Origin of the sequence: Streptomyces sp. TLI_171 (assembly GCF_003610255.1) — a bacterium.
Lineage (GTDB): Bacteria > Actinomycetota > Actinomycetes > Streptomycetales > Streptomycetaceae > Kitasatospora.
Window position 1 is genome coordinate 5,283,749 of sequence record NZ_RAPS01000001.1, and the last position, 21,604, is coordinate 5,305,352.

Genomic DNA, 21,604 nt, shown 5'->3' on the forward strand with positions numbered 1-21,604 from the left:
AGACTCTTTCCGCAGGGGGCCTTCTGACGGCTGCTCAGCCCTGGTGGGGCGGCGGGTAGCCGTACCCGGGCGGCGGCGCCTCGTGCGGCGGCGGGTAGCCGTAGCCGGGCTGCGGGGCCTGCGGCGGGTACGGCTGGCCCGGCTGCTGCGGGTACGGCTGCGGCTGCTGCCACGGCTGGCCCTGCTGCGGGTAGCCGCCCTGCTGCGGGTACTGCTGGGGGTACGGCTGCTGCGGCTGTTGCTGCTGCTGCCAGTTCTGCTGCTGGGCCTGCCAGCCGCCCTGCTGCTGGGAGCGGGCGATGTCCTCACCGACCAGCGCGGCCAGCTCGAAGTAGGCGTCCCGGACCTTCGGCCGCATCATCTGCAGGTTGACCTCGGCGCCGGCCGCCAGCGACTCGTCGAACGGCACCACGATGACACCGCGGCAGCGGGTCTGGAAGTGCGCCACGATGTCCTCGACCCTGATCATCTTGCTGGTCTCGCGCACCCCGGAGACCACCGTGATCGAGCGCTGCACCAGGTCCGCGTAGCCGTGTGCGGACAGCCAGTCCAGCGTGGTGGAGGCACTGGAGGCGCCGTCCACGCTGGGCGTGGCCACCACGATCAGCTGGTCCGCGAGGTCCAGCACGCCGCGCATCGCCGAGTACAGCAGACCGGTGCCGGAGTCGGTCAGGATGATCGGGTAGTGCTGCCCGAGCACCTGGATGACCTGACGGTAGTCCGAGTCGTCGAAGGTGGTGGAGACCGCCGGGTCCACGTCGTTGGCGACGATCTCCAGGCCCGAGTTCGGGTCCTGCGAGGTGAACTGACGGATGTCCATGTAGCTGCGGATGTGCGGGATCGCGGTCACCAGGTCGCGGATGGTCGCCCCGGTCTGCCGCTTGATCCGGCGGCCCAGGGTGCCCGCGTCCGGGTTGGCGTCGATCGCGATGACCTTGTCCTGCCGCTCGCTGGCCAGCATCGCGCCCAGCGAGGTGGTCGTCGTGGTCTTGCCGACGCCGCCCTTGAGGCTGATCACCGCGATCCGGTAGCAGGTCATCACGGGGTGCCGGATCAGCTCCAGCTTCTGCTGCTTGTCGGCCTGCGCCGACTTGCCGCCGAACTGGAACCGGGACTGCTTCTGCACCTTCGGCTGCCCGCGCAGCAGCCGGTCCGAGGACAGCTCGACCGCCGCCGTGTAGCCCAGCGCCGCACCGTGCGCCGCGGCCTGCGGCCCGGGCTGCTGGAACTGCGCCGGCGCCTGCGGAGCACCGTGCGGATTGGCCTGCGGGTACGGCTGCTGCCCCTGCTGCGGCCAGCCGCCGGCCCGCGGGTCCACCGGCCACTGCGGCGGCGGCTGCTGGCCCTGCTGCTGCGGCGGCTGCTGCTGGGGGTACGGCTGCTGGCCCTGCTGCGGGTAGCCGCCCTGCTGCGGGTACTGCGGGGGGTACGGCTGCGGAGGCTGCTGCTGCGGGTACGGCTGCTGGGCCTGCTGCGGATGCACGACCGGCGGCTGGACCGTGGTCGGCTCCACCGGGGGCTGCGGCTGCTCGGGCTGCGGCACGGCGGGAGGCTGCGGCGCCACCGGCGGCTGCTGCACGGCCTGCGGCACCACGGGCGGCTGGACGGACGTCTGCTCGGCGGGAGGCTGCACGACCGGCGGTGCGGCCTGCACCGTGGGAGGCTGCCCGGCCTCCGGCACGGCGGGGGGCTGCGGCTGCTCGGGCTGCGGCGCGACGGGGGGCTGCACGACGGGGGGCTGCACGACGGGAGGCTGGGCGACGACGGGAGGCTGTGCGGCCTGCGGGGGCTGCTGGACGGGCTGCTGCTGCACCGGAGGCGGCTGCGCGGCCTGCGGCGGCTGCGGCTCGGACGGCGCGCTCGGCGCGGCGCTCTGGGTGTACCAGGACGGCGGGGTGTAGTCCGGGGCGTCGGACCAGTCATCGTCGTCCTCGGCCGCGTTGTCGCCGACGTAGACGCCGTCCCGATCGCTGCTCACTGGGGCTCCCTCGTTCTCGCCGAAGTTGCTTCGGCGCTTGCCGTCGGGCATTAAGACTAGGCGGTGTACGCCCATGGGCTGAAGGCGGTGCCCGACCTGACGGCGGATCGGAGCGACCCGGCCGGCCGGCCCGGGCGGCGGCAGGCCGCCCGGCGCCGACCGGCCGGTCCGCGTCAGTCCATGCGGCGGGGACCGCCCAGCACCTGGGTCTCGGACTCGCCCGGATTGGTCATCACGTACTGGCGGCGCATCCGGGTCGCCCACAGCGTGACGTTGTCCGGCAGCGTCGGCAGCGCGGCCACGTCGCCCGGACCGAGCGACAGCATCCGGCCGATGATCTCCGACTCCTGCGGGGAGATCCGCTGCAGGCCGACCAGGTCGGCGGCGTTCAGCACCCGGGCCGCGTTCGGGCCCAGGTACGGCAGCACCGTCAGGGTGGTCTGCCACGGCGCCGCGGACAGCCGGCTGCGCGAGGGGCGCGCACCCAGGTCGCGGACCACCAGAACGGGGGACGCCACCGACGCGCCCTGCGCGCCGAGCCGGCCCACCTGGTGGATCGTCACGCACGGCTGTCCGCCGCCCGCGGCCTGCGCCATCGGCGCCCACGCCTGCGGACGGCCGGTCTCCACCGCGATCCGGGCGCCGGTCGCGGTCGCCCGCAGCGCGATCAGCTGCGCCGTCCACATGCCGCCGACCAGCACCACGTCGTACGCGGTGGGCCGGAACAGGCCGATCACGGCCGGGTTCTGCTGCTGGTCGCTGCCGATCACCACGCCGTCGTCGCCGACCGGGAAGGACAGCGCGGACAGGTCCTCGACGGTCAGCACGTGCTTCTCCCGGCGCGGGCCGCGCAGGCCGAAACCGGGACGGACCCGCACCGGGCGCTGCTCGGCCGGCAGCGGACCCTGGCCGGAGTAGGTCTGGTAGGCCATCAGGACGTCCCTCCCAGGGGCAGCGTGGCGAGCAGGCCGGGCGCGTGCTCCAGGTCGAGGCGGGTCAGCGAGGCGCCGGCGTGCTGCGCGTGGGACTCCACCAGGCGGCCCACCTGGGCCACCTCGCTCTCGCTGCGCCCGGTCAGCCGCAGGTGGCCGCTGAGCGCCACCGAGCCGCCCATCGCCCGGGTCGCGGTGATCGCGAAGGTGGAGGCGAACGCCGGGGTGCCGGTGAGCCGGTTCACCAGCTCGGGGGCGGCGACCCGGCCGCCGCCGACGCCCGGACGGGACAGCGTCGGCCACTTGGAGATCCAGTACGTGGTGTGCCAGCGGTCGTCGATCCGGCAGAACTTCGCCGACTCCTGCGCCCGGCGGGCACCGGCGCCGCCGCCGCCGGATCCCTGCCGGCCGGCCACCGCCACCGGGTTGGCGCACACCGAGATGGCCAGCGCGGCGATCAGCTCCCGCTCGTCCAGCACGGTCGCGGTGAACCCGGCGCTGTTCAGCCGCCCGGCGAGCTGGTCGGTCACCCGCTGCAGCGCCTTGCGGGCGCCCTCCTCGCCGCCGCCGCGGGCCAGCACGGCGGTGGAGGCGCGCTCCGGGTCGAGCTTGAGGGCGACCCAGGTCAGGCGCAGGGCCGGGGTGGACACCCCGCCCGGGGCCTGCTGGTAGGCGCGGGCCGCCAGCGAGTGCTCGGGCAGGTGCGGGGCGGGGGCGGGCTGGGTGTGCTGGACCAGCTGAACCGACTCCAGGCCGATGTCGTCGACCTGGAGGATCGAGCAGATCAGGTCCAGCGGCAGTCCGGCGCCGGCCCGGCCGGGTCGCAGCGGCTGGTCCTTCGACTGCACCAGCAGCACCGAGGTGAAGAAGGTGCCGTCGCCGACCATGCCGGTCTCGCGGCGCAGCGGGCGGCCGTCGCCGAGGTCGGTCTCGATCGCGTGGGTGCAGGTCCGCAGGGCCGGCTCCAGCTCCATCACCGGCGCCAGCGCCGGGTCGGTGCCGGGCGGCGGAACGTTGTACTTGGCGTCCCGGCGGCGGGAGTTGTACGCGGAGCGGACCCCCATCGCCTCGCCGGTGGTGCGGCCGCCGAGCCGCAGCAGCGCGACCACCACGAGGATCGCGGCGGGCACCCCGAAGGCGGCCGCCATCATCGAGTCGATCGACCAGCCGACCGCCACCAGGGCGGCGGCGACCTCGAGTTGGACGATCTGCTTCATCTCGAGGCGGCGGGCCAGCAGGCCGGGCCTGGGCAGCAGCCGCAGGCCCACCGCCCCGGTCGGGGCGGCCTGCGGCGCGGTGCGGGCCCGGCGTCCGCCCGGGGCGTCCGGCCTCCGGCCGTGCGAGCTGGAGCGTCGTGCTGGAGCGGACTGGCTTGGCATCCCCCGATTTGCCCTCTCTGCTTCAGATGTGCCGTCAGATCCCCGTCGGCGGGCCGGAAGGGTGGACCCGGCGGAGCCCCGCCCGGGTCACCCGGCGGATCCCCGCTCGGGTCGGCGGCCCGGATGGAAGACCGTCGGAGCCTACCCGTTACCGTACTCACCGTCTGCTGTCGCATCGTAGAGGGTTGGCCGGTCCGGCCGCCCGGCGGGTGGCAGACTCACGGACGGCACAAGCGCGTTGACACCCGCAGGTGCGGGTCACACAGGGGAGACGGGGACGAGCATGGCATCACGCCGGGACGAGCTGAACGCCTACACCTTCGCCCGCAAGCGGATGGTGGGGGCCTTCCTGCAGCCGGGCGGCGGTGGGAACGACGAGGACGCGCCGCGCCCCATCCGGGCGGTGCTGCCGAGCTTCGTGATCGGTGCGGTGATCGTCGCCGGTTTCGCGATGTGGGGTGTCATCAAGCCCGCTGCGCCGCCGAACTGGGACAACGGCAAGTTCATCATTCAGGGCAAGTCCTCGACCACCCGGTACGTGATCCTGCCCGACTCGAAGACCAACCAGCCGACCCTGCACCAGGTGCTGAACATGTCCTCGGCGCGGCTGGTGCTGCCGGAGGGCGCCACGGTGCAGACCGTCGCCGACGACGTGCTGGACAAGTACCCGCGGCGCGGCGCCACCATCGGCATCCCGTACGCACCGGACAAGCTGCCCAAGGCGGACGACGCCGGCAACGCCAAGGTGTGGTCGGTCTGCGACAAGATGGGCAAGGACAACCTGCAGTCGACGGTCGCGCAGTCGGTGTTCATCGCGGCCGGACAGGACATCAAGACCCTGGCGCTGCCGGAGAAGCTGGTCGGCAACGGCGCCTCGCTGTTCGTCCAGGAGCCGCCGAACGCCGGTGATCCGGGCACGATGTTCCTGATCGACGGGAACGGCAAGAAGCACGCCGTCGGCCGGGCCGACACCCCCGCCGACGAGCGCACCGCGCTGGTCCGGGCGCTGTTCGGGCCGGACGCCAAGCCGCAGCAGGTGACCGCGGAGTGGCTGCGCACCCTGGAGTACGGCGAGCCGGTGGTGTTCCCGCGGATCGACTCCCTCAAGACCACCGGCCAGTCCGGCACCTCCCAGCTGGAGCTCTCCCAGCCTGCCCAGCGCAAGGTCGGCCGACTGCTGACGTTCCAGGGCGCGTACTACGCGGTCGGCGCCCAGAAGCTGTACCAGGTGACCCGCTTCCAGGCCGAGTTGATGCGCCTGGACCCGCGGACGCAGGCGGCGTACGGCGCCGACAACCCGGAGATCGCCGACGTCGGCGCGAGCGACATCAGCAAGCTCCAGACCAAGACGGTCAAGGACCTGATGGACGATGCCAAGGACCTGCCCACGCAGCCCTCCCCGGCGGTCAACCTGAACGGCGACAAGCCCGGCCGCACGGTGATCTGCTCGACCTTCAACGGCATGGACAACGGCCAGATCAAGCGCAGCGTGTGGGCGAGCACCGAGTACCCGGCGGAGGTCACCGCGGGCTCGGTCAGCGCGCACGTGACGCCCGGTCACGGCCTGCTGTACCGCGCCGTGGACGGTGACGCGGTCGGCGCCGACGGCCAGGCCGGGTCCGGCAGCGACTTCCTGATCACCGACGCCGGACTGCGCTACTCGCTGCCCGCCAACGACGACGGCGCGGCCGGCGGGGCGAGCCCCGCGCCGAACGCGCAGGGCGGCGACAACAAGAACGCCGCGCAGGCCCGGCTCGGCTACAAGAACGTCAACCCGCCGCTGGTGCCGGCCGCCTGGTCGAAGCTGGTGCCGGCCGGCCCGGTGCTCAACACCAACACTGCACTTCAGGCCCAGAACGCCTGACGGCGCGTCAACGCCGGTGCGGGAAAACCGTGTCATGGTCTGGTAACTACCTGCTACCCGGTGTTGGGCGTACCGCACTTGGCCGTTACAGTGCTTCAGAGCACCACACCGTGGTGCCCGTACGTACGTTCGCCACAGGGACGTACGCACGTAGTCTGTCTCATGGGGGACGGTGGATCATGGCAGGTCAGTTCACGACGACCGCGGAGGAAATGATCGCCTTCGCGAACCGGATCAACGAGGTCAACCAGCAGGTGCAGGGCGAGATCGGTCGCCTGAACAACCTGGTCTCGGAGATCGCGTCGGGCTGGAAGGGCGAGGCTGCCTCCGCCTACCAGCAGATGCAGGCGCGGTTCAACGAGGACGCCAACGCGCTCAACCGGGTGCTCGACGAGATCCGTCAGGCGATCGAGGCGACCACCAAGCTCTACTCGATGACCGAGGAAGAGCAGCGCGCCGCTGTCGGTGGCATCGCCGGCTGACGCCGGTAACAGCCAACACCTCACCGCGTCTCCGGGGGAGGCGCGCCGTGCATCCATCGAAGGGGAGAGACCAAGTGGCCATTCTCGTCAATTTCCAGACGATCCTGAACGCCAGCCAGGAGGTGCGCACGACCGCGTCGCGCATCCAGAACCAGCTGGACGACCTCAAGTCCGGTGTGCAGCGCATCGCCAGCACCTGGGAGGGCGCCGCCCAGCAGGGCTACCAGGCCCGCCAGCAGGAGTGGGACAACAAGGCCGCCGACCTCCAGCAGGTCCTGGCCCAGATCTCCGCCGCGCTGCAGTCGGCTGCCGAGAGCTACCAGCAGACCGAGTCCCAGAACGCGACTCTCTGGGCCTGACGCTTCCCTGACGGGAAGCCGGTAGCAAGCGTTCTGACAAGGGCGGGCGTCCCACGGGCGCCCGCCCTTCGCGCGCGGCACGGGGTACGCGCGCCGTACACGGGTGAAGCAGTGAGGGGTGGACGTCAGGTGTCGTCAGGATCGTTGCGCCGGGCCGGCGCGGTGCTGCTGGTGCTCGGAGTGGTCGGCGCGACCGCCGCGGGTCCCGCCGCCGCGGAACCGCAACCGGCGGCCTCCGGGGGGCCCTTCCACTGGTCGCCGATGTCGATCGCCGCCGCCGGTGACTGCACCTTCCCCGCCGCGGACGTCGCCGCCAAGCCGTGGGCGCTGCAGCGCGTCTTCCTGAACGAGCTGTGGGGCGACAAGAACGAGCACAGCGGGCAGGGCGTCAAGGTCGCCGTCATCGACACCGGTGTCGACAACGCCAACCCGCAGCTGCAGGGCAAGGTCCAGGAGGGCCCCGACCTGCTGGCCGCCGCTGCCGCCACGCAGCCCAACCAGCAGAAGCCCGAGGGCAACAGCCTGACCGACAAGGTCGGCCACGGCACCAAGGTGGCCGGCATCATCGCGGCCGCGCCGATGAACGGCGTCGGATTCGTGGGCCTCGCCAAGGACGCGACCATCCTGTCCATCCGGCAGAACGACTCCGAGGGCCACGGCAGCGTCCAGACCCTGGTGCAGGCCATCAACGAGGCCGTAAGGGCCGGCGTCGGCGTCATCAACATCTCGCAGGACGTCCGGGTCGAGGTCGACCCGAACCGGGCCCCGAACGCGCCACTGTTCCAGGGCGAGCACGACCTGGACCTGGCGCTCCAGAACGCCGAGCGGCAGAACATCGTGGTGGTCGCCTCCTCGGGCAACGACGGCGGCGAGGGCCCCACCTACCCGGCCCAGTACGACTCGGTCCTCGCGGTGGGAGCCTCCGACCGCAACAACGAGCGGGCCACCTTCTCGCAGTACGGCGACTTCGTGGACGTGGTCGCGCCCGGCGTCGACATGCTCTCCACGGTTCCCGGCCACGGCCAGTGCACCGACAACGGCACCAGCTTCTCCGCGCCCTACGTGGCCGGGCTGGCGGCCGTCCTCAAGGGCATGCACAAGGACTGGACCGCCAACCAGATCCGCACCGTGATCGAGCAGACCGCGCAGCGCACCGAGCACGGTCGCAACAAGTACATCGGCTGGGGCGTGGTCGACCCGGTGAAGGCCGTCGAGTACTCCACCGTCCCCGGACCGAGCGAGTCCCCGCACCCCGACACCCCGACCAAGCTGGACGCCGCTCCGCTGGTCGCGCAGCCGCTCGGGCTGGCCGAGACCCAGGCCGACCGGGACCGCAGGACCGGCACCTTCGTGCTCGGCGCGGGCGTCCTGGTGGTGGCGGGCCTGGCCGGCGGGGCGATCGTCGCCCGCGACCTGGGCCGGCGCCGCGGCCGCGCCGACGGCTGAGCAGCACCCGGACGTTCGCCGCGGGCCGGCCCCGGAAAGGGGCCGGCCCCGCCGGTCTCGGGGACCGGCGGGGCCGACGGGGGAGCGGGTCTGCGGGGGTCAGACGCGCTCGTCCTCGGGGAGGGTGATGATCCACCGGCTGTCCTGGCGGGGGCGCAGGTAGAGGGCCCAGTACAGGCTGGCGGCGACGGTGATGCCGAGGGTCCACCAGAGGGCGGTGACGTCGAGCTGGGTCAGCGTGTAGCCGAGCGCCACGATCACCAGGACCGGCAGCACGGGCCACAGCGGCTGGCGCCAGGCCGGGGCGTGCTTGTGGTGCTTGCGGCGGGAGAACAGCGCGCCGACCGCCACCAGCAGGTACAGCGCAGCGACCGCGACACCGGTGATGTTGATCAGCGAGTCCTGCGGGACGAAGCAGAGCACCGCGCCCGGGATGCCGACCGCCAGGGTGGAGATCCACGGGGCGCTGAACTTGTTGAGCGTGCCGAAGGCCCGGTTCACCGGCTCCGGCCAGGCCTTGTCGCGGCCGGAGGCGAACAGCACCCGGGAGTTCTGGATGACCATGACGATGCCGGCGTTGATGATCGCCAGCGCGATGCACAGGCTGATGAAGGTGCCGACGCCGGTGCTGCTCCAGCCGATCACCAGGTCGGAGATGTTGCCCGCGGTGAGCGTCTTCAGGTCCGGCGCGCCCAGGGTGATCGCGGCGACCGGAATGACGATGATGGCGACCGACAGGCCCAGCGTCCACAGCACGGTGCGGGCGACGTTCTTGCGCGGGTTCTCCAGCTCCTCGGAGAGGTAGATGGCGGTGGAGAAGCCCTGGGTGACGAAGAGCGCGGTGCCCATCGCGGCCAGGACCGCGGCGAGGCCCACTCCGGAGGTGCCGGTGTCGGTGGCCACGACGCCGTGCACCAGGCTGCTCGCGCCGCGCTCGGTGTGGGTGAAGCCGAGGAAGGACACCACGGCGCAGGCGATGACCTCGAGCACCAGGAAGATGCCGGTGATCCAGGCGTTGGCGCGCAGGTCCAGCAGGCCCGCCACGGTGGCCGCGATCATCACCACGGCGCCCGCGATCTTCGGGTCCACGTGGATGATCGGTTCCAGGTAGTCGGCGGTTCCCATCGCGATGATCGATGGCACGATCATCACCACGATCAGTGACTGGATGAAGACCAGCCAGCCGGTGAACTTGCCGGCCAGGGTGCCGACCATGGCGTACTCGCCGCCCGCGGAGGGCACCAGGGTGCCGAGCTCCGAGTAGCAGAACGCCACCGCGATGCAGATCACCGAGCCGATGGCGATGGCCATCATGGTGTAGGTGCCGAGGTCCGCGAAGAGGTCGGGGACGATCACGAAGAGTGAGGAAGCCGGGGTCACGCAGGAGAGCGTGAGCAGCGTGCCGCCCACGATGCCGAGCGATCGGGCGAGCTTCTTCGGGCTGTCCGTGGCGGTGCCCGGCACGGGGGCGGCTGCCTGCGGGGGGAGCGTGTCGGTCATGGGGCATCCGATCCACTGAGCGGCGGTGTGGGGGAGGGAGCGGTATCGCCTCCGAAGCAACATCTCGCGGTCAGGTTCTGCTTCGCTCCCGGATCGCCAGGTTGCCTGGGTGATCTGGCCCAGTCAACGCGCGATCAGCTACGGATTCCGTTGTCGTAAGGCCCATTCGCCTGCGGAATGCAGACCAAAGGCCCAATGGAGTCATGTTTCCGTTATGTCAACTCCGGTGAACTGCGCTTGAATCGAAGGTGAAGTGATCTGCGCGACTCTGATTCCAAGGGGTGCCGCCGAGCGGGAGTGTCGGGCCGAAGAACGGCCTCCGACGGCTCCGTGGCCTACGGGAACCGAAGGCGGCTGCGGAAAATTGGAAGATAACGGTATGGCACAGTCCACCGGTCGGGATGCCGAAAGGGCCGGGTTCCAGCGGAACCCGGCCCTCGTGGTCACCGTCCGTGAACGGTGGATCGGTCAGATCTGCGTCGGCAGCCAGCCCGTCTGCACCGTCTGACCCGCCTGGATGCGGCGGGAGACGAACACACCGCGGCCCGGCGGCTGCGGGCTCGGCTTGACCGTGCCGAGCAGCGCGCCCTCGCCCTTGTCGCCCGAGAGCAGCAGACCCTGGCCGCCCAGCTCGCGCATCCGCTGCATCACCGGCTCGAACAGCGAGCGGCCGGCGCCGCCCGCGTTGCGGGCGATGACCAGGCGCAGACCGATGTCGCGGGCGAACGGCAGGAACTCCGCCAGCGGCGCCATCGGGTTGCCCGACTGGGTGGCCACCAGCTCGTAGTCGTCCACGATCACGAACATGTCCTTGCCGCTGTACCAGCTGCGGTTGCGCAGCTGCTCCGGCGTGACGTCCGGGCCGGGCAGGCGGCGTCCGCAGGCGCCGCGCAGCATCTCCACGATCGCCGTCATGGCGGGCGCGGCGGCCGCGTACTCCACCAGGTACTCCGGCGGCACCACGCCGAGCAGCGAGCGGCGGAAGTCGCCGACCACGATGCCGGCCTGGTCCGGGGTGTACCGCTCGGTGATCTGCTTGATGATCATGCGCAGCATCGCCGACTTGCCCGACTCGCTCTCGCCGAACACGACGAACAGCGGGTCGGTCTCGAAGTTGACGAACACCGGCGCCAGCTCGACCTCGTCGATGCCGAACGCCACACCCAGCTCGGGGTGCTCGAAGCCCTTGGGCAGCGAGTGGCCGTCCAGCACGGCGGGCAGCATGCGCACCTGCGGGGCGCGCGGGCCCGTCCAGGCCGCGTTGACCTGGGCGATCAGGTCGGCGACGCCGTCCACCAGGTCGCCGGTCTCGCTGGAGCCGTCGATCCGGGGCAGGCCGGCCAGGAAGTGCAGCTGCTCGTGGGTCAGACCGCGGCCCGGGATGGCCGGGACGTTCGCCGCGACCTTGCGGGCGATCTCCGACTCCATGGAGTCACCGAGCTTGAGCTCGACCCGGTTCTGCAACTGGTCCTTCAGCGCCGGGCGGACCTCCGCGTAGCGGGCGGCGGTGACCACCACGTGCACGCCGTAGTTGAGGCCGCGCTGGGCGATGTCCGCGACCACCGGCTCCAGCGTCTCGAACTCCTGCTTGAAGGTGAGCCAGCCGTCGACGAACAGGAACACGTCGCCGAACTGCTCGTCCGGCAGCTGCCCGGCCGCGCGGCGGTTGCGGTAGGTGGTGATGGTGTCGATGCCCTGGACCCGGAACAGCTCCTCACGGCGGTTGAGCACGCCGTGCACCTCGCTGAGCATCCGGCGGACCTTCTCGACGTCCAGTCGGCCGGCCACCCCGCCGACGTGCGGCAGGTCGGCCAGCGAGCCGAAGCCGCCACCACCGAAGTCGAGCAGGTAGAACTGCGTCTCGATCGGGGTGTGGGTGACCGAGAAGCCCGCCACGATGGTGCGCACCAGGGTCGACTTGCCCGACCGCGGACCGCCGACGATCATGCCGTGGCCGGCCGCGCCCGAGTAGTCCAGGTACATCACGTCGCGGCGCTGGTCGCGCGGCTTGTCGACGATGCCGACCGGGACCACCAGGTTGCCCTGGCGGATCGAGGCCGGGGTCAGCCCGCGGTCCGGGCTCACCTGCAGCGGCTCCAGCAGGCTGTCCACGGACGGCGGGGCGTCCAGCGGCGGCAGCCACACCTGGTGGGCCGGCGGGCCCTGGCCGATCATCCGCTGCACGAAGACGTCGAGCATGGTCTCCAGCAGCGCCTCGTCCTTCTCCTCCTCCTCGGGCAGTTCGGGGAGGATCTCCACCTCGGGCTCGACCACGTCGACCTCGGCGGCGGTGAACAGCACCGGCTGGGCGGTGACCACCCGGCCGCCGACCGCGCGCTGCACGCCCGGCGCCCGGTACTTGCCGGACACGTACGCGGCGCGGAAGCGCTCCATCACGTCGGAGCCGAACTTCAGGTAGCCCACGCCGGGGATCGGCGGCAGGTGGTAGGCGTCCGGGACGCCGATCGCGGCCCGCGACTCGGCGGCCGAGAAGGTGCGCAGACCCAGGCGGTAGGAGAGGAAGGTGTCCAGACCGCGGAGCTTGCCCTCCTCCAGTCGCTGCGAGGCCAGCAGCATGTGCATGCCGAGCGAACGGCCGATGCGGCCGATCTGGATGAACAGCTCGATGAAGTCCGGCTTCGCGGTGAGGAGCTCGGAGAACTCGTCGATGATCATCAGCAGCGAGGGCAGCGGGTCGAGCGGCGCGCCGGCCGCGCGGGCCCGCTCGTACTCGTTGATGTTCGCGTAGTTGCCCGCCGCGCGCAGCAGCTCCTGACGGCGGTTCATCTCGCCCTCGATCGCGTCGCGCATGCGGTCGATCAGGGTCGCTTCGCCCTCGAGGTTGGTGATCACGGCCGCGGTGTGCGGCATCTCCGACATGCCGGCGAAGGTCGCACCACCCTTGAAGTCCGCGAGGACCAGGTTCAGCACCTCGGAGGAGTGGGTGACCGCCAGCGCCAGCACGATGGTGCGCAGCACCTCGGACTTGCCGGAACCGGTCGCGCCGACGCACATGCCGTGCGGGCCCATGCCCTCCAGCGAGGCCTCCTTGAGGTCCAGCCAGACGTACTCGCCGTTGGTGCCGACGCCCAGCGGGACGCGCAGCTTCTCCCGGATCGGCTTCGGCCGCCAGTGCCGGGCCGGGTCGAAGGAGCCCGCGTCGCCGGTGTGCATCATCTCGGTGAAGTCCATCGAGACCAGCGACGGGTCGCTGTCGTCGCCGCCGACGGACGCCCGGAACGGCGCCAACTGGCGGGCCAGCGCCTCGGACTGCCAGCCCGACAGGGCATCCGGCTTGCCCGGGTAGCTCGCCCCCGAGGCCGCCTCCAGCAGCAGGTCGTTCTTGCCGACGGTGATCACCAGGTGCCCGTTCGGCTCGTCCAGGTCACCCGGCACGACCTCGATCACGGTGACACCCTGGACGCCCTCCGCGCCGGCGATCACCGAGTCGACCGGCACCGAGGCGCCGTCCATGATGATCACCAGGTGCGGCTGGTCCGGGGTCGGCGTGCTGTCCCGGGAGAAGCCCTTGCGGCCCGCCAGCTCGTTGGCCAGCAATTCCTCCAACTCGCCCAGCCCGGAAGCGATCAGGCGGCGGCTGCCGGCCCCGTCGCTCTCCTTGCGGTGCTGGGTGTGCGGCAGCCACTTCGCCCACTCCCATTCCTCCACCGCGCCGGGCGCGGCGGCCACCCCGATCATCAGGTCCTCGGGGGAGTGCAGGGTCGCCAACTGGGCCACCATCGACCGCACGTTGCCGTACACCGAGTCCGGGTCGCCGCACACGGTGATGTGGTAGAAGGCGCGCAGCGAGACCGCCAGCGGCAGGTCCTGCAGGGTGCCGTGGGTCTTGATGAAGGTGCCCATCGCCTCCGCGGCGAGCGGCTCCAACTCGTCCATCGGCGCGGTCTGCGGCGCCACCAGCGGAGTCGACAGCTGCAACGGGCCCAGACCCACCCGGATCTGGGCGAAGTCCGGATCGGTCGGCCTGCGCTCCCACAGCCGGCGGCCCTCGGCCACGATCGACCACAGCTGGTCCGGCTCCGGGTGGGTGAACAGCAGCGCGCCGCGCTGCCGCTCGGCCGTGCGGCGGACCTCGCGGCGCTTCTGCTGAAGGTACTTCAGGTAGTCCCGGCGCTCGTCCGAGGTCGCCGCACTGCCGCCCTTGCGCGCCTTGACCACCTGCGCCACCGCCATCGCGGCGGTGCCGGCCACCATCAGGACGCCCATCATCTTCATCGGGCCCTGCGCGCCGGGTGAGAACAGGAACGCCGCCGAACCGCCCATGCCGAGCAGCGGCAGCATCGACATCATCCAGTCCTCGCCGCCGCCGCGCGGCAGCTCCGGCGGCGGAACCAGCTCGACCGGCTCCTCCGGCACCGGAGGCGGGAACGCCCGCGGCGGGCGCTTGACCGTCACCGTGCTCACGCGATCACCCCGTCCTCGCGGACAGCCGCAGCGCGCGACTCCCCACCGTCAACGGTGCGCCCTCCCCGGGCACTTGATCGGGGGCACCCCCATCGCTCGCTCACAATCCGCCCTCACGCATCTGGATACGTACGGTGAGGGCGCCCCGTGTGACGCCGCCCCCGCTCCGCCGATACCGCAGGCGCGCGGGGCTGCCGCGTCTTCGATCGCCGCCCCCGTACGCCGTGCGCAGGGGCCGATCCTACTGGGCACGCCAAGCAGTTCGTTCACGGGGTCGGAGAATTCCCCCGCCGCCGCCGGGCCACCGCCCACCCCGCACCGCCGGCCACCGCCACTCCCGCCCCGATCGCCCAACCCGCCCACGCCGCACCGGAGCTGGCCGCCGCCTCCACCGCGACCACGGTGGCGGCACCCGGACCGGGCGAGGCGGCCTGACTGCTCGTCACCGCGCTCGGCGACGACTCCGCGGTCGGCGACGGCGTCGGGGTCGGCGTGGGCGTCGGCGACTGCGTCGGCGTGGCCTGCGCGGCAGGCTTGCTGCTGTGCGGCGAACTCGGCTTGGGCGTGGCGGCCTTGGCGGTGGCCCCGGATCCGGCGGAGCCGGTGGAGCCTCGCACCTCGAAGTCCATGCCGCGGATCTGGCTGGACATGCTGGTGCAGGGATCGCCGCGGAAGTCCGAGTAGACGGTGTAGATGTCCAACGGGTCCCCGGTCGCCAGCGTCACGCTGTACTGCAAGGAGTGCCGACCCGCGGGCAGCGCCCCCACCGGGCCGAAGTCGCTGATCCAGGTCGGGATCGAGCCGGCCGGCTGGGTGCGCCAGTTGAGCGGACCCGCACCGTGCCAGGCGCCGCCGTCGATCCGCCAGGACAGCTGCGGGGCGGGCCACCGGTCGGTCTGCCGGATCGCCGTGATCTGCATCGAGATCCGGGCCGCCTGCTGGTCGGGTCCGGTCACCGTCAGGGTGTCCGACAGCGTGATCGACCCGCCCGACCCGGCCTGCGGCAGCCCGCCGCCCGGCGCGCCGACGCTCCGGAAGGTGCCCGGGGCTGGCGGTGCGCTGCAGTTCACCTGATCCGCCGCCGCCCGACCACCCGTCAGGGCGACCAGGACCACACCCGCCGCGACCACTGACACCGCTCTGCCCACGTCTCTGCACTCCTTCTTCACGCGTCGCGGCAGGATAGCGGCAGGCCCGACGCACACCGACGGTGCCTCGGGGGGTAAGGTGTCGCCGCGCCAACTCTCGTTCGGGCCGTGACAGTTCCGATACCCCGTCGACGAGTGGTCGGCAGACTTGCCCACACAGCCAACGAGGGGGAGAGGGCCGGTGAGCAACAACGCAACGACCGGTTTCTGCCGGGTCACCGTGGTGGCACCGGACAGCCGGATCGACGTCGCACTGCCGGAGGACGTCCCGCTCGCGGACATCTACCCGGAGGTGCTGAGGCTCTCCGGACAGACCCAGGTGGACGGAACCCCGACCGGGTTCCACCTGGTCCGGCGGGACGGCACCGTGCTCGACAGCGGCCTGCCGCTGGCGGCCCAACAGGTCCGCGACGGCGACCTGCTGAGCCTGCGTCCGTTCGCGGAGTCGCTGCCGCCGGCCGTCTACGACGACGTGGCCGACGCCATCGCCTCCGCCGTCGAGGCCGACCGCCGGTTCTGGAGCCCCGACCTGATGCGGGCCTTCGGCCTGATCGCCGGCGCGGTGCTGCTCACCCTGCTGGCCTTCGCGCTCTGGTTCTCCGACCTGCGGCACAACATGTTCGGCCTGCCGGGCATCCTGTCCGGCGTCACCGCCGTCGTGCTGGTGACCTTCGCCGCCGTCCGGGCCCGGGTCTACGAGGACCACAGCGCCGCCCTGGCACTCGGCCTCGGTGCGCTGCCGCACGCGATGCTGGCCGGCTCCGGCGTCCTGGACGTCCCCAACGCCGGCGACGGCCCCGGCCGGATCCAGTTCCTGGTCGGCTGCGTCGCGGTGCTGGTGGTCTCGGTGCTGCTGGTCGGCCTGCTGCCGGAGAAGGACTCGGTGTTCGTCGCCGCCGCCTTCCTGGCCGCCGCGGGCACCCTGGCGACCTTCGCCGCGGTGCTGATGTCCGGCACCGCGATCACCGACATCGCCGCCGTCACCGGCGTCGCCGCGGTCGCCGCGGTGGGCTTCCTGCCCGCCCTCTCGGCCCGCTTCGCCCGACTGCCCGTCGGTTTCAGCGCCCCCGGCCAGACCCGCACCCGCGGCACCGCCTACGGCGAGGAGGCCGGCAGCGCCGAGACCGTCCAGTACGAGCGGATCGCCGCGCAGGCCCGCCGCGGCCACGAGGTGCTGGTCGGCCTGGTCGGCGGCGCCGCCGCCACCATCGTCGGCGCCTGCACCGTGCTGGGCTTCAGCGACCGCACCTGGGCCGAGCTGCTGGCCCTGGCCATCGGCGTCTCGACCATGCTGCGGGCCCGCCTGTTCCGCTACACCGCGCAGGTCTTCGCGCTCACCATCGCCGGCCTGGCCGGGCTGTCGCTGCTGATCCTCGGACTGGCCCTGCACACCCCGCTGCACCTGGCGATGGCCCAGCTCACCGGCGGCGGCTCCGGCGGCGGTGACCTGCGCACGGTCTGGCTGGCGGCGTCCATCGCGGCCGGCGCCGGGGTGATGACCGCGATCGCGCTGATCGTGCCGCGCTCCGGGGTGTCCCCGTTCTGGGGCCGCATCCTGGACATGGTCGACAGCCTGATGCTGATCGCCCTGGTGCCGCTGACGCTGGCCGTGCTGAACATCTACAACGTGGTGCGCGGCGCGACCGGCTGAGCCGCGCTGGTATCGTAGGTCCGTCCGAGTCTTGTCAGAGCCTGTGTTTCCTACCAGGGTCGCTCGGCCACTCACCGAAGGAGATGCCCGTGGCCCTCGCCGCTGACGTCAAGAAGCAGATCATCGCCGAGTTCGGCCAGAAGGAGGGCGACACCGGCTCCCCCGAGGTCCAGGTGGCCATGCTCTCCCGCCGGATCTCGGACCTGACCGAGCACCTCAAGTTCCACAAGCACGACCACCACTCGCGTCGTGGCCTGCTGATCCTGGTCGGCCAGCGTCGCCGCCTGCTGCAGTACCTGGCCAAGAAGGACATCGAGCGCTTCCGTACCCTGGTGGACCGCCTCGGCATCCGCCGCGGTGCCGCCGGCGGCGCCCGCTGACACCGCTCGTAGGGGCGGCTCCCCTCACCGGGGAGCCGCCCTTCGGCGCATCCGCGCCACTCCGCGACCACACCCCGCGACGAACCCGTCCGCGTAAAGCCGCGCTCGGTAGGGTGTGAATTTGTAAGGTAAAGGGCATGCCCGCCCTTGCGGGCCGAATCTAGGCTTCAAACGGAAGCCGCCCGCACCCCGCAGGAGCGTCCACACGCCGACCGCCGCACGCCGAAAGGCGCCGGTCCTCGGTAGTGGCCGCCGGGAACCCCGAGGAACGGGGCACGACCCGGTGGCTTCGATCGAAGACCGGCCCAGCTGCCCGGGCCACGGCAGGCAAGCGCAGGGACGCTCCTGGGGAGACGTACGAAAGAGGAGATCTTCCAGGTGGAAGAGAACGTTTTCTACGCCGAGGCCGTCATCGACAACGGCAGCTTCGGTACCCGCACCATCCGCTTCGAGACCGGCCGTCTGGCCCGTCAGGCCGCCGGCTCCGCCGTGGCCTACCTGGACGACGACACCATGGTGCTGTCGGCCACCAGCGCCTCGAAGCAGCCCAAGGAGCACTTCGACTTCTTCCCCCTGACGGTGGACGTCGAGGAGCGGATGTACGCCGCCGGCCGCATCCCCGGCTCGTTCTTCCGCCGTGAGGGCCGGCCGTCCGAGGACGCGATCCTCACCTGCCGCCTGATCGACCGCCCGCTGCGCCCGTCCTTCGTCAAGGGCCTGCGCAACGAGATCCAGGTCGTCGTCACGGTCATGGCGCTCAACCCCGACCACCTGTACGACGTGGTGGCCATCAACGCGGCCTCCGCCTCCACCCAGCTGGCCGGCCTGCCGTTCTCCGGCCCGATCGGCGGCGTCCGCGTCGCGCTGATCAACGGCCAGTGGGTGGCCTTCCCGACCCACTCCGAGCTGGAGTCGGCCGTCTTCGACATGGTCGTCGCCGGTCGCGTCCTCCCGGACGGCGACGTCGCGATCATGATGGTCGAGGCCGAGGCCACCGACAAGACCATCAAGCTGGTCGAGGGCGGCGCCGAGGCCCCCACCGAGGAGGTCGTCGCCTCCGGCCTGGAGGCCGCCAAGCCCTTCATCAAGGTGCTGTGCGCCGCCCAGTCGCAGCTCGCCAAGCAGGCCGCCAAGCCGACCGGCGAGTTCCCGGTCTTCCTGGAGTACCAGGACGACGTGCTGGCCGCGCTGACCTCCGCCGTCAAGGACGAGCTCGCCAAGGCGCTCACCATCGCCGGCAAGCAGGAGCGCCAGAACGAGCTGGACCGCATCAAGGCCGTCGCCGCCGACAAGCTGCTCCCGGAGTTCGAGGGCCGCGAGAAGGAGATCAGCGCCGCCTACAACGCGCTGACCAAGAAGATCGTGCGCGAGCGCGTCATCAAGGACAAGGTCCGCATCGACGGCCGCGGCGTCACCGACATCCGCACCCTGGCCGCCGAGGTCGAGGCCATCCCGCGGGTGCACGGCTCGGCCCTGTTCGAGCGCGGCGAGACCCAGATCCTGGGCGTCACCACGCTGAACATGCTGCGCATGGAGCAGCAGCTCGACACGCTCTCCCCGGAGACCCGTCGCCGCTACATGCACAACTACAACTTCCCGCCGTACTCGGTCGGCGAGACCGGCCGCGTGGGTTCGCCCAAGCGCCGCGAGATCGGCCACGGCGCCCTCGCCGAGCGGGCGATCCTCCCGGTCCTGCCGACCCGCGAGGAGTTCCCCTACGCGATCCGCCAGGTCTCCGAGGCGCTCGGCTCCAACGGCTCCACCTCGATGGGCTCGGTCTGCGCGTCCACCATGTCGCTGCTGAACGCCGGTGTGCCGCTGAAGGCCCCCGTCGCCGGCATCGCCATGGGCCTGATCTCCCAGGAGATCGAGGGTGAGACCCACTACGTCACCCTCACCGACATCCTCGGCGCCGAGGACGCGTACGGCGACATGGACTTCAAGGTCGCCGGCACCCGGAACTTCATCACCGCGCTGCAGCTCGACACCAAGCTCGACGGCATCCCGGCCTCCGTGCTGGCCGCCGCGCTGAAGCAGGCCAAGGACGCCCGCCTGCACATCCTCGACGTCATGAACGAGGCGATCGACGCCCCGGACGAGATGTCCCCGAACGCCCCGCGGATCATCACCATCAAGATCCCGGTGGACAAGATCGGCGAGGTCATCGGCCCCAAGGGCAAGATGATCAACCAGATCCAGGAGGACACCGGCGCCGAGATCACCATCGAGGACGACGGCACCATCTACATCGGTGCCTCCGTCGGCTCGGCCGCCGAGGCCGCGCGCTCGACGATCAACCAGATCGCCAACCCGACCATGCCGGAGGTCGGCGAGCGCTACCTGGGCACCGTGGTGAAGACCACCACCTTCGGCGCCTTCGTCTCGCTCATGCCGGGCAAGGACGGTCTGCTGCACATCTCGCAGATCCGCAAGCTGGCCGGCGGCAAGCGCGTCGAGAACGTCGAGGACGTGCTCGGCGTCGGCGCCAAGGTGCAGGTCGAGATCGCCGAGATCGACCCGCGCGGCAAGCTGTCGCTGATCCCCGTCGTCGAGGGCGAGGAGGGCGGCGAGGCCGCCGCCTCCGAGTGACACCCCGGTAGCACCCGCGGCCCGCACGCCCCCACCGGGCGCGTGCGGGCCGCGCCCTGTTCGTGAAGCTCCACACCGTGAAGCAGTAGCTGGAAGGAACACCCGTGGCCCAGGCCTCGGCGGCGAAGCAGCGCCCCGGAACCACCCGGACCCTGCTCAAGGGAACGGACGGCGCCGGCACGGTCCGCCGCACGGTCCTCCCCGGCGGCCTGCGGGTCGTCACCGAGACCCTCCCGACGGTGCGCAGCGCCACCTTCGGCATCTGGGTCGGCGTCGGCTCCCGTGACGAGACCCCGGTGCTGAACGGGGCCACCCACTACCTGGAGCACCTGCTCTTCAAGGGGACCGCCCGGCGCGACGCGCTGGAGATCTCCGCCGCGCTGGACGCGGTCGGCGGCGAGATGAACGCCTTCACCGCCAAGGAGAACACCTGCTACTACGCGCGGGTCCTGGACACCGACCTGCCGCTCGCCATCGACGTGGTCTGCGACATGCTGACCGGCTCGCTGATCCGCCCCGAGGACGTGGAGTCGGAACGCGGCGTCATCCTCGAGGAGATGGCGATGGCCGAGGACGACCCGGGCGACGTGGTCCACGACCTGTTCGCCAAGGTGATCTTCGGGACGGCCCCGCTCGGCCGCCCCATCCTGGGCACCCAGGAGACCGTCGGCGCGCTGACCCGCGAGCAGATCGCCGGCTTCTACCAGCGCCGCTACAAGCCGGAGAACCTGGTGGTCGCCGCGGCCGGCAACCTCGACCACGCCAAGGTGGTCAAGCTGGTCGAGCAGGCCTTCGCCCCCGTCCTGGCCAAGTCCACGGGCCACCCCGCCGAGGCCCGCCGCGGCGTCAAGGCCGTTCGCACCTCCGGCAGGGCCGCCGTCCTCAACCGCCCCACCGAGCAGGCCCACCTGGTCCTCGGCGTCCCCGGCGTGCCGCGCCACGACGAGCGCCGCTGGGCGCTCGGCGTGCTCAACGCGGCCCTCGGCGGCGGCATGAGCTCCCGGCTGTTCCAGGAGGTCCGGGAGAAGCGCGGCCTGGCGTACTCCGTGTACTCCTACTCCTCCTCGTACGCCGACACCGGCCTGTTCGGCATCTACGCCGGCTGCCAGCCCAAGCGGGTCGAGGAAGTGCTGAAGATCTGCCGCGCCGAACTCGCCCGGGTGGTCGAGGAAGGCATCACCGAGGAGGAACTGCGCCGCGCCATCGGCCAGATCTCCGGCTCCACCGTGCTCGGCATGGAGGACACCGGCTCGCTGATGAACCGGATCGGCAAGGCCGAACTCTCCTACGGCCACCACCTGTCGGTGGACGAGATGCTCACCAAGATGGCCGAGGTGACCCTGGCGGACGTGCACGCCGTCGCCCGTGATGTGCTGGGCGCGCACCGGCCGTCGCTGGCGCTGATCGGCCCGATCAACGACCGGCGGGCGGCCAAGCTCGCCGACCTGCTGGCCTGACGACCGGCCTGAGA

Annotated in this window: 14 protein-coding genes; 8 read left to right on the forward strand and 6 right to left on the reverse strand. The window is 71.6% G+C overall.

What is annotated here, in order from left to right; translation table 11 throughout:
• Nucleotides 1-34: 34 nt before the first annotated feature.
• From BX266_RS24000 to eccE, 3 genes are all read right to left on the reverse strand, one after another.
• On the reverse strand, nucleotides 35-1,978 hold the full coding sequence (locus BX266_RS24000; RefSeq protein WP_099902996.1) for a MinD/ParA family protein: 1,944 nt from the start codon (nucleotides 1,976-1,978) through the stop codon (nucleotides 35-37).
• 173 nt (nucleotides 1,979-2,151) lie between these two features.
• Nucleotides 2,152-2,910: a hypothetical protein gene (locus BX266_RS24005; RefSeq protein WP_099902997.1), complete on the reverse strand. Its 759-nt coding sequence runs from the start codon at nucleotides 2,908-2,910 to the stop codon at nucleotides 2,152-2,154.
• A complete protein-coding gene (eccE, locus tag BX266_RS24010) occupies nucleotides 2,910-4,289 on the reverse strand; it encodes a type VII secretion protein EccE (protein WP_099902999.1) in 1,380 nt (459 codons plus the stop codon). Before eccE ends, BX266_RS24005 begins: the two co-directional genes overlap by 1 nt.
• 283 nt (nucleotides 4,290-4,572) lie before the next feature.
• Here eccE and eccB point away from each other — a divergent pair, with 283 nt between their 5' ends.
• The 4 genes from eccB to mycP all read left to right on the forward strand — a co-directional run bounded on the left by eccB (nucleotide 4,573) and on the right by mycP (nucleotide 8,440).
• Nucleotides 4,573-6,153: a type VII secretion protein EccB gene (eccB, locus tag BX266_RS24015; RefSeq protein WP_099903000.1), complete on the forward strand. Its 1,581-nt coding sequence runs from the start codon at nucleotides 4,573-4,575 to the stop codon at nucleotides 6,151-6,153.
• Nucleotides 6,154-6,332: 179 nt separating this feature from the next.
• The gene (locus BX266_RS24020; RefSeq protein WP_099903002.1) at nucleotides 6,333-6,635 is read left to right on the forward strand and encodes a WXG100 family type VII secretion target; all 303 of its coding nucleotides are present in this window, start codon (nucleotides 6,333-6,335) and stop codon (nucleotides 6,633-6,635) included.
• 74 nt (nucleotides 6,636-6,709) lie between these two features.
• Entirely contained in the window at nucleotides 6,710-6,994 is a 285-nt protein-coding gene (locus BX266_RS24025) for a WXG100 family type VII secretion target (protein ID WP_099903003.1), read from the forward strand.
• Between the two features lie 129 nt (nucleotides 6,995-7,123).
• On the forward strand, nucleotides 7,124-8,440 hold the full coding sequence (gene mycP / locus BX266_RS24030) for a type VII secretion-associated serine protease mycosin (protein WP_259464825.1): 1,317 nt from the start codon (nucleotides 7,124-7,126) through the stop codon (nucleotides 8,438-8,440).
• 99 nt (nucleotides 8,441-8,539) lie between these two features.
• Here the strand turns inward: mycP and BX266_RS24035 are convergent, their stop codons facing one another.
• The 3 genes from BX266_RS24035 to BX266_RS38120 form a co-directional block, all read right to left on the reverse strand.
• Nucleotides 8,540-9,940 carry an APC family permease gene (locus tag BX266_RS24035; RefSeq protein WP_099903005.1) on the reverse strand — a complete coding sequence of 467 codons (1,401 nt, stop codon included), beginning with the start codon at nucleotides 9,938-9,940 and terminating at the stop codon, nucleotides 8,540-8,542.
• Nucleotides 9,941-10,408: 468 nt separating this feature from the next.
• Entirely contained in the window at nucleotides 10,409-14,365 is a 3,957-nt protein-coding gene (gene eccCa, locus BX266_RS24040; protein ID WP_099903006.1) for a type VII secretion protein EccCa, read from the reverse strand.
• A gap of 266 nt (nucleotides 14,366-14,631) precedes the next feature.
• Nucleotides 14,632-15,513 carry a hypothetical protein gene (locus BX266_RS38120; protein WP_143686983.1) on the reverse strand — a complete coding sequence of 294 codons (882 nt, stop codon included), beginning with the start codon at nucleotides 15,511-15,513 and terminating at the stop codon, nucleotides 14,632-14,634.
• 181 nt (nucleotides 15,514-15,694) lie between these two features.
• Here BX266_RS38120 and eccD point away from each other — a divergent pair, with 181 nt between their 5' ends.
• From eccD to BX266_RS24070, 4 genes are all read left to right on the forward strand, one after another.
• The gene (gene eccD, locus BX266_RS24055) at nucleotides 15,695-17,164 is read left to right on the forward strand and encodes a type VII secretion integral membrane protein EccD (protein WP_099903011.1); all 1,470 of its coding nucleotides are present in this window, start codon (nucleotides 15,695-15,697) and stop codon (nucleotides 17,162-17,164) included.
• Between the two features lie 89 nt (nucleotides 17,165-17,253).
• Entirely contained in the window at nucleotides 17,254-17,544 is a 291-nt protein-coding gene (gene rpsO / locus BX266_RS24060; RefSeq protein WP_030462697.1) for a 30S ribosomal protein S15, read from the forward strand.
• Nucleotides 17,545-17,922: 378 nt separating this feature from the next.
• The gene (locus BX266_RS24065; RefSeq protein ID WP_099903013.1) at nucleotides 17,923-20,133 is read left to right on the forward strand and encodes a polyribonucleotide nucleotidyltransferase; all 2,211 of its coding nucleotides are present in this window, start codon (nucleotides 17,923-17,925) and stop codon (nucleotides 20,131-20,133) included.
• A 104-nt stretch (nucleotides 20,134-20,237) separates the two neighbouring features.
• On the forward strand, nucleotides 20,238-21,590 hold the full coding sequence (locus BX266_RS24070; protein WP_259464826.1) for a pitrilysin family protein: 1,353 nt from the start codon (nucleotides 20,238-20,240) through the stop codon (nucleotides 21,588-21,590).
• Nucleotides 21,591-21,604 lie beyond the last annotated feature (14 nt).

Excerpts from the sequence above, each read along its gene's own strand:
- BX266_RS24005 (WP_099902997.1), bottom strand. The coding sequence starts at position 2,910 with ATGGCCTACCAGACCTACTCCGGCCAGGGTCCGCTGCCGGCCGAGCAG.
- eccE (WP_099902999.1), bottom strand. The coding sequence starts at position 4,289 with ATGCCAAGCCAGTCCGCTCCAGCACGACGCTCCAGCTCGCACGGCCGG.
- eccB (WP_099903000.1), top strand. The coding sequence starts at position 4,573 with ATGGCATCACGCCGGGACGAGCTGAACGCCTACACCTTCGCCCGCAAG.
- BX266_RS24020 (WP_099903002.1), top strand. The coding sequence starts at position 6,333 with ATGGCAGGTCAGTTCACGACGACCGCGGAGGAAATGATCGCCTTCGCG.
- BX266_RS24035 (WP_099903005.1), bottom strand. The coding sequence starts at position 9,940 with ATGACCGACACGCTCCCCCCGCAGGCAGCCGCCCCCGTGCCGGGCACC.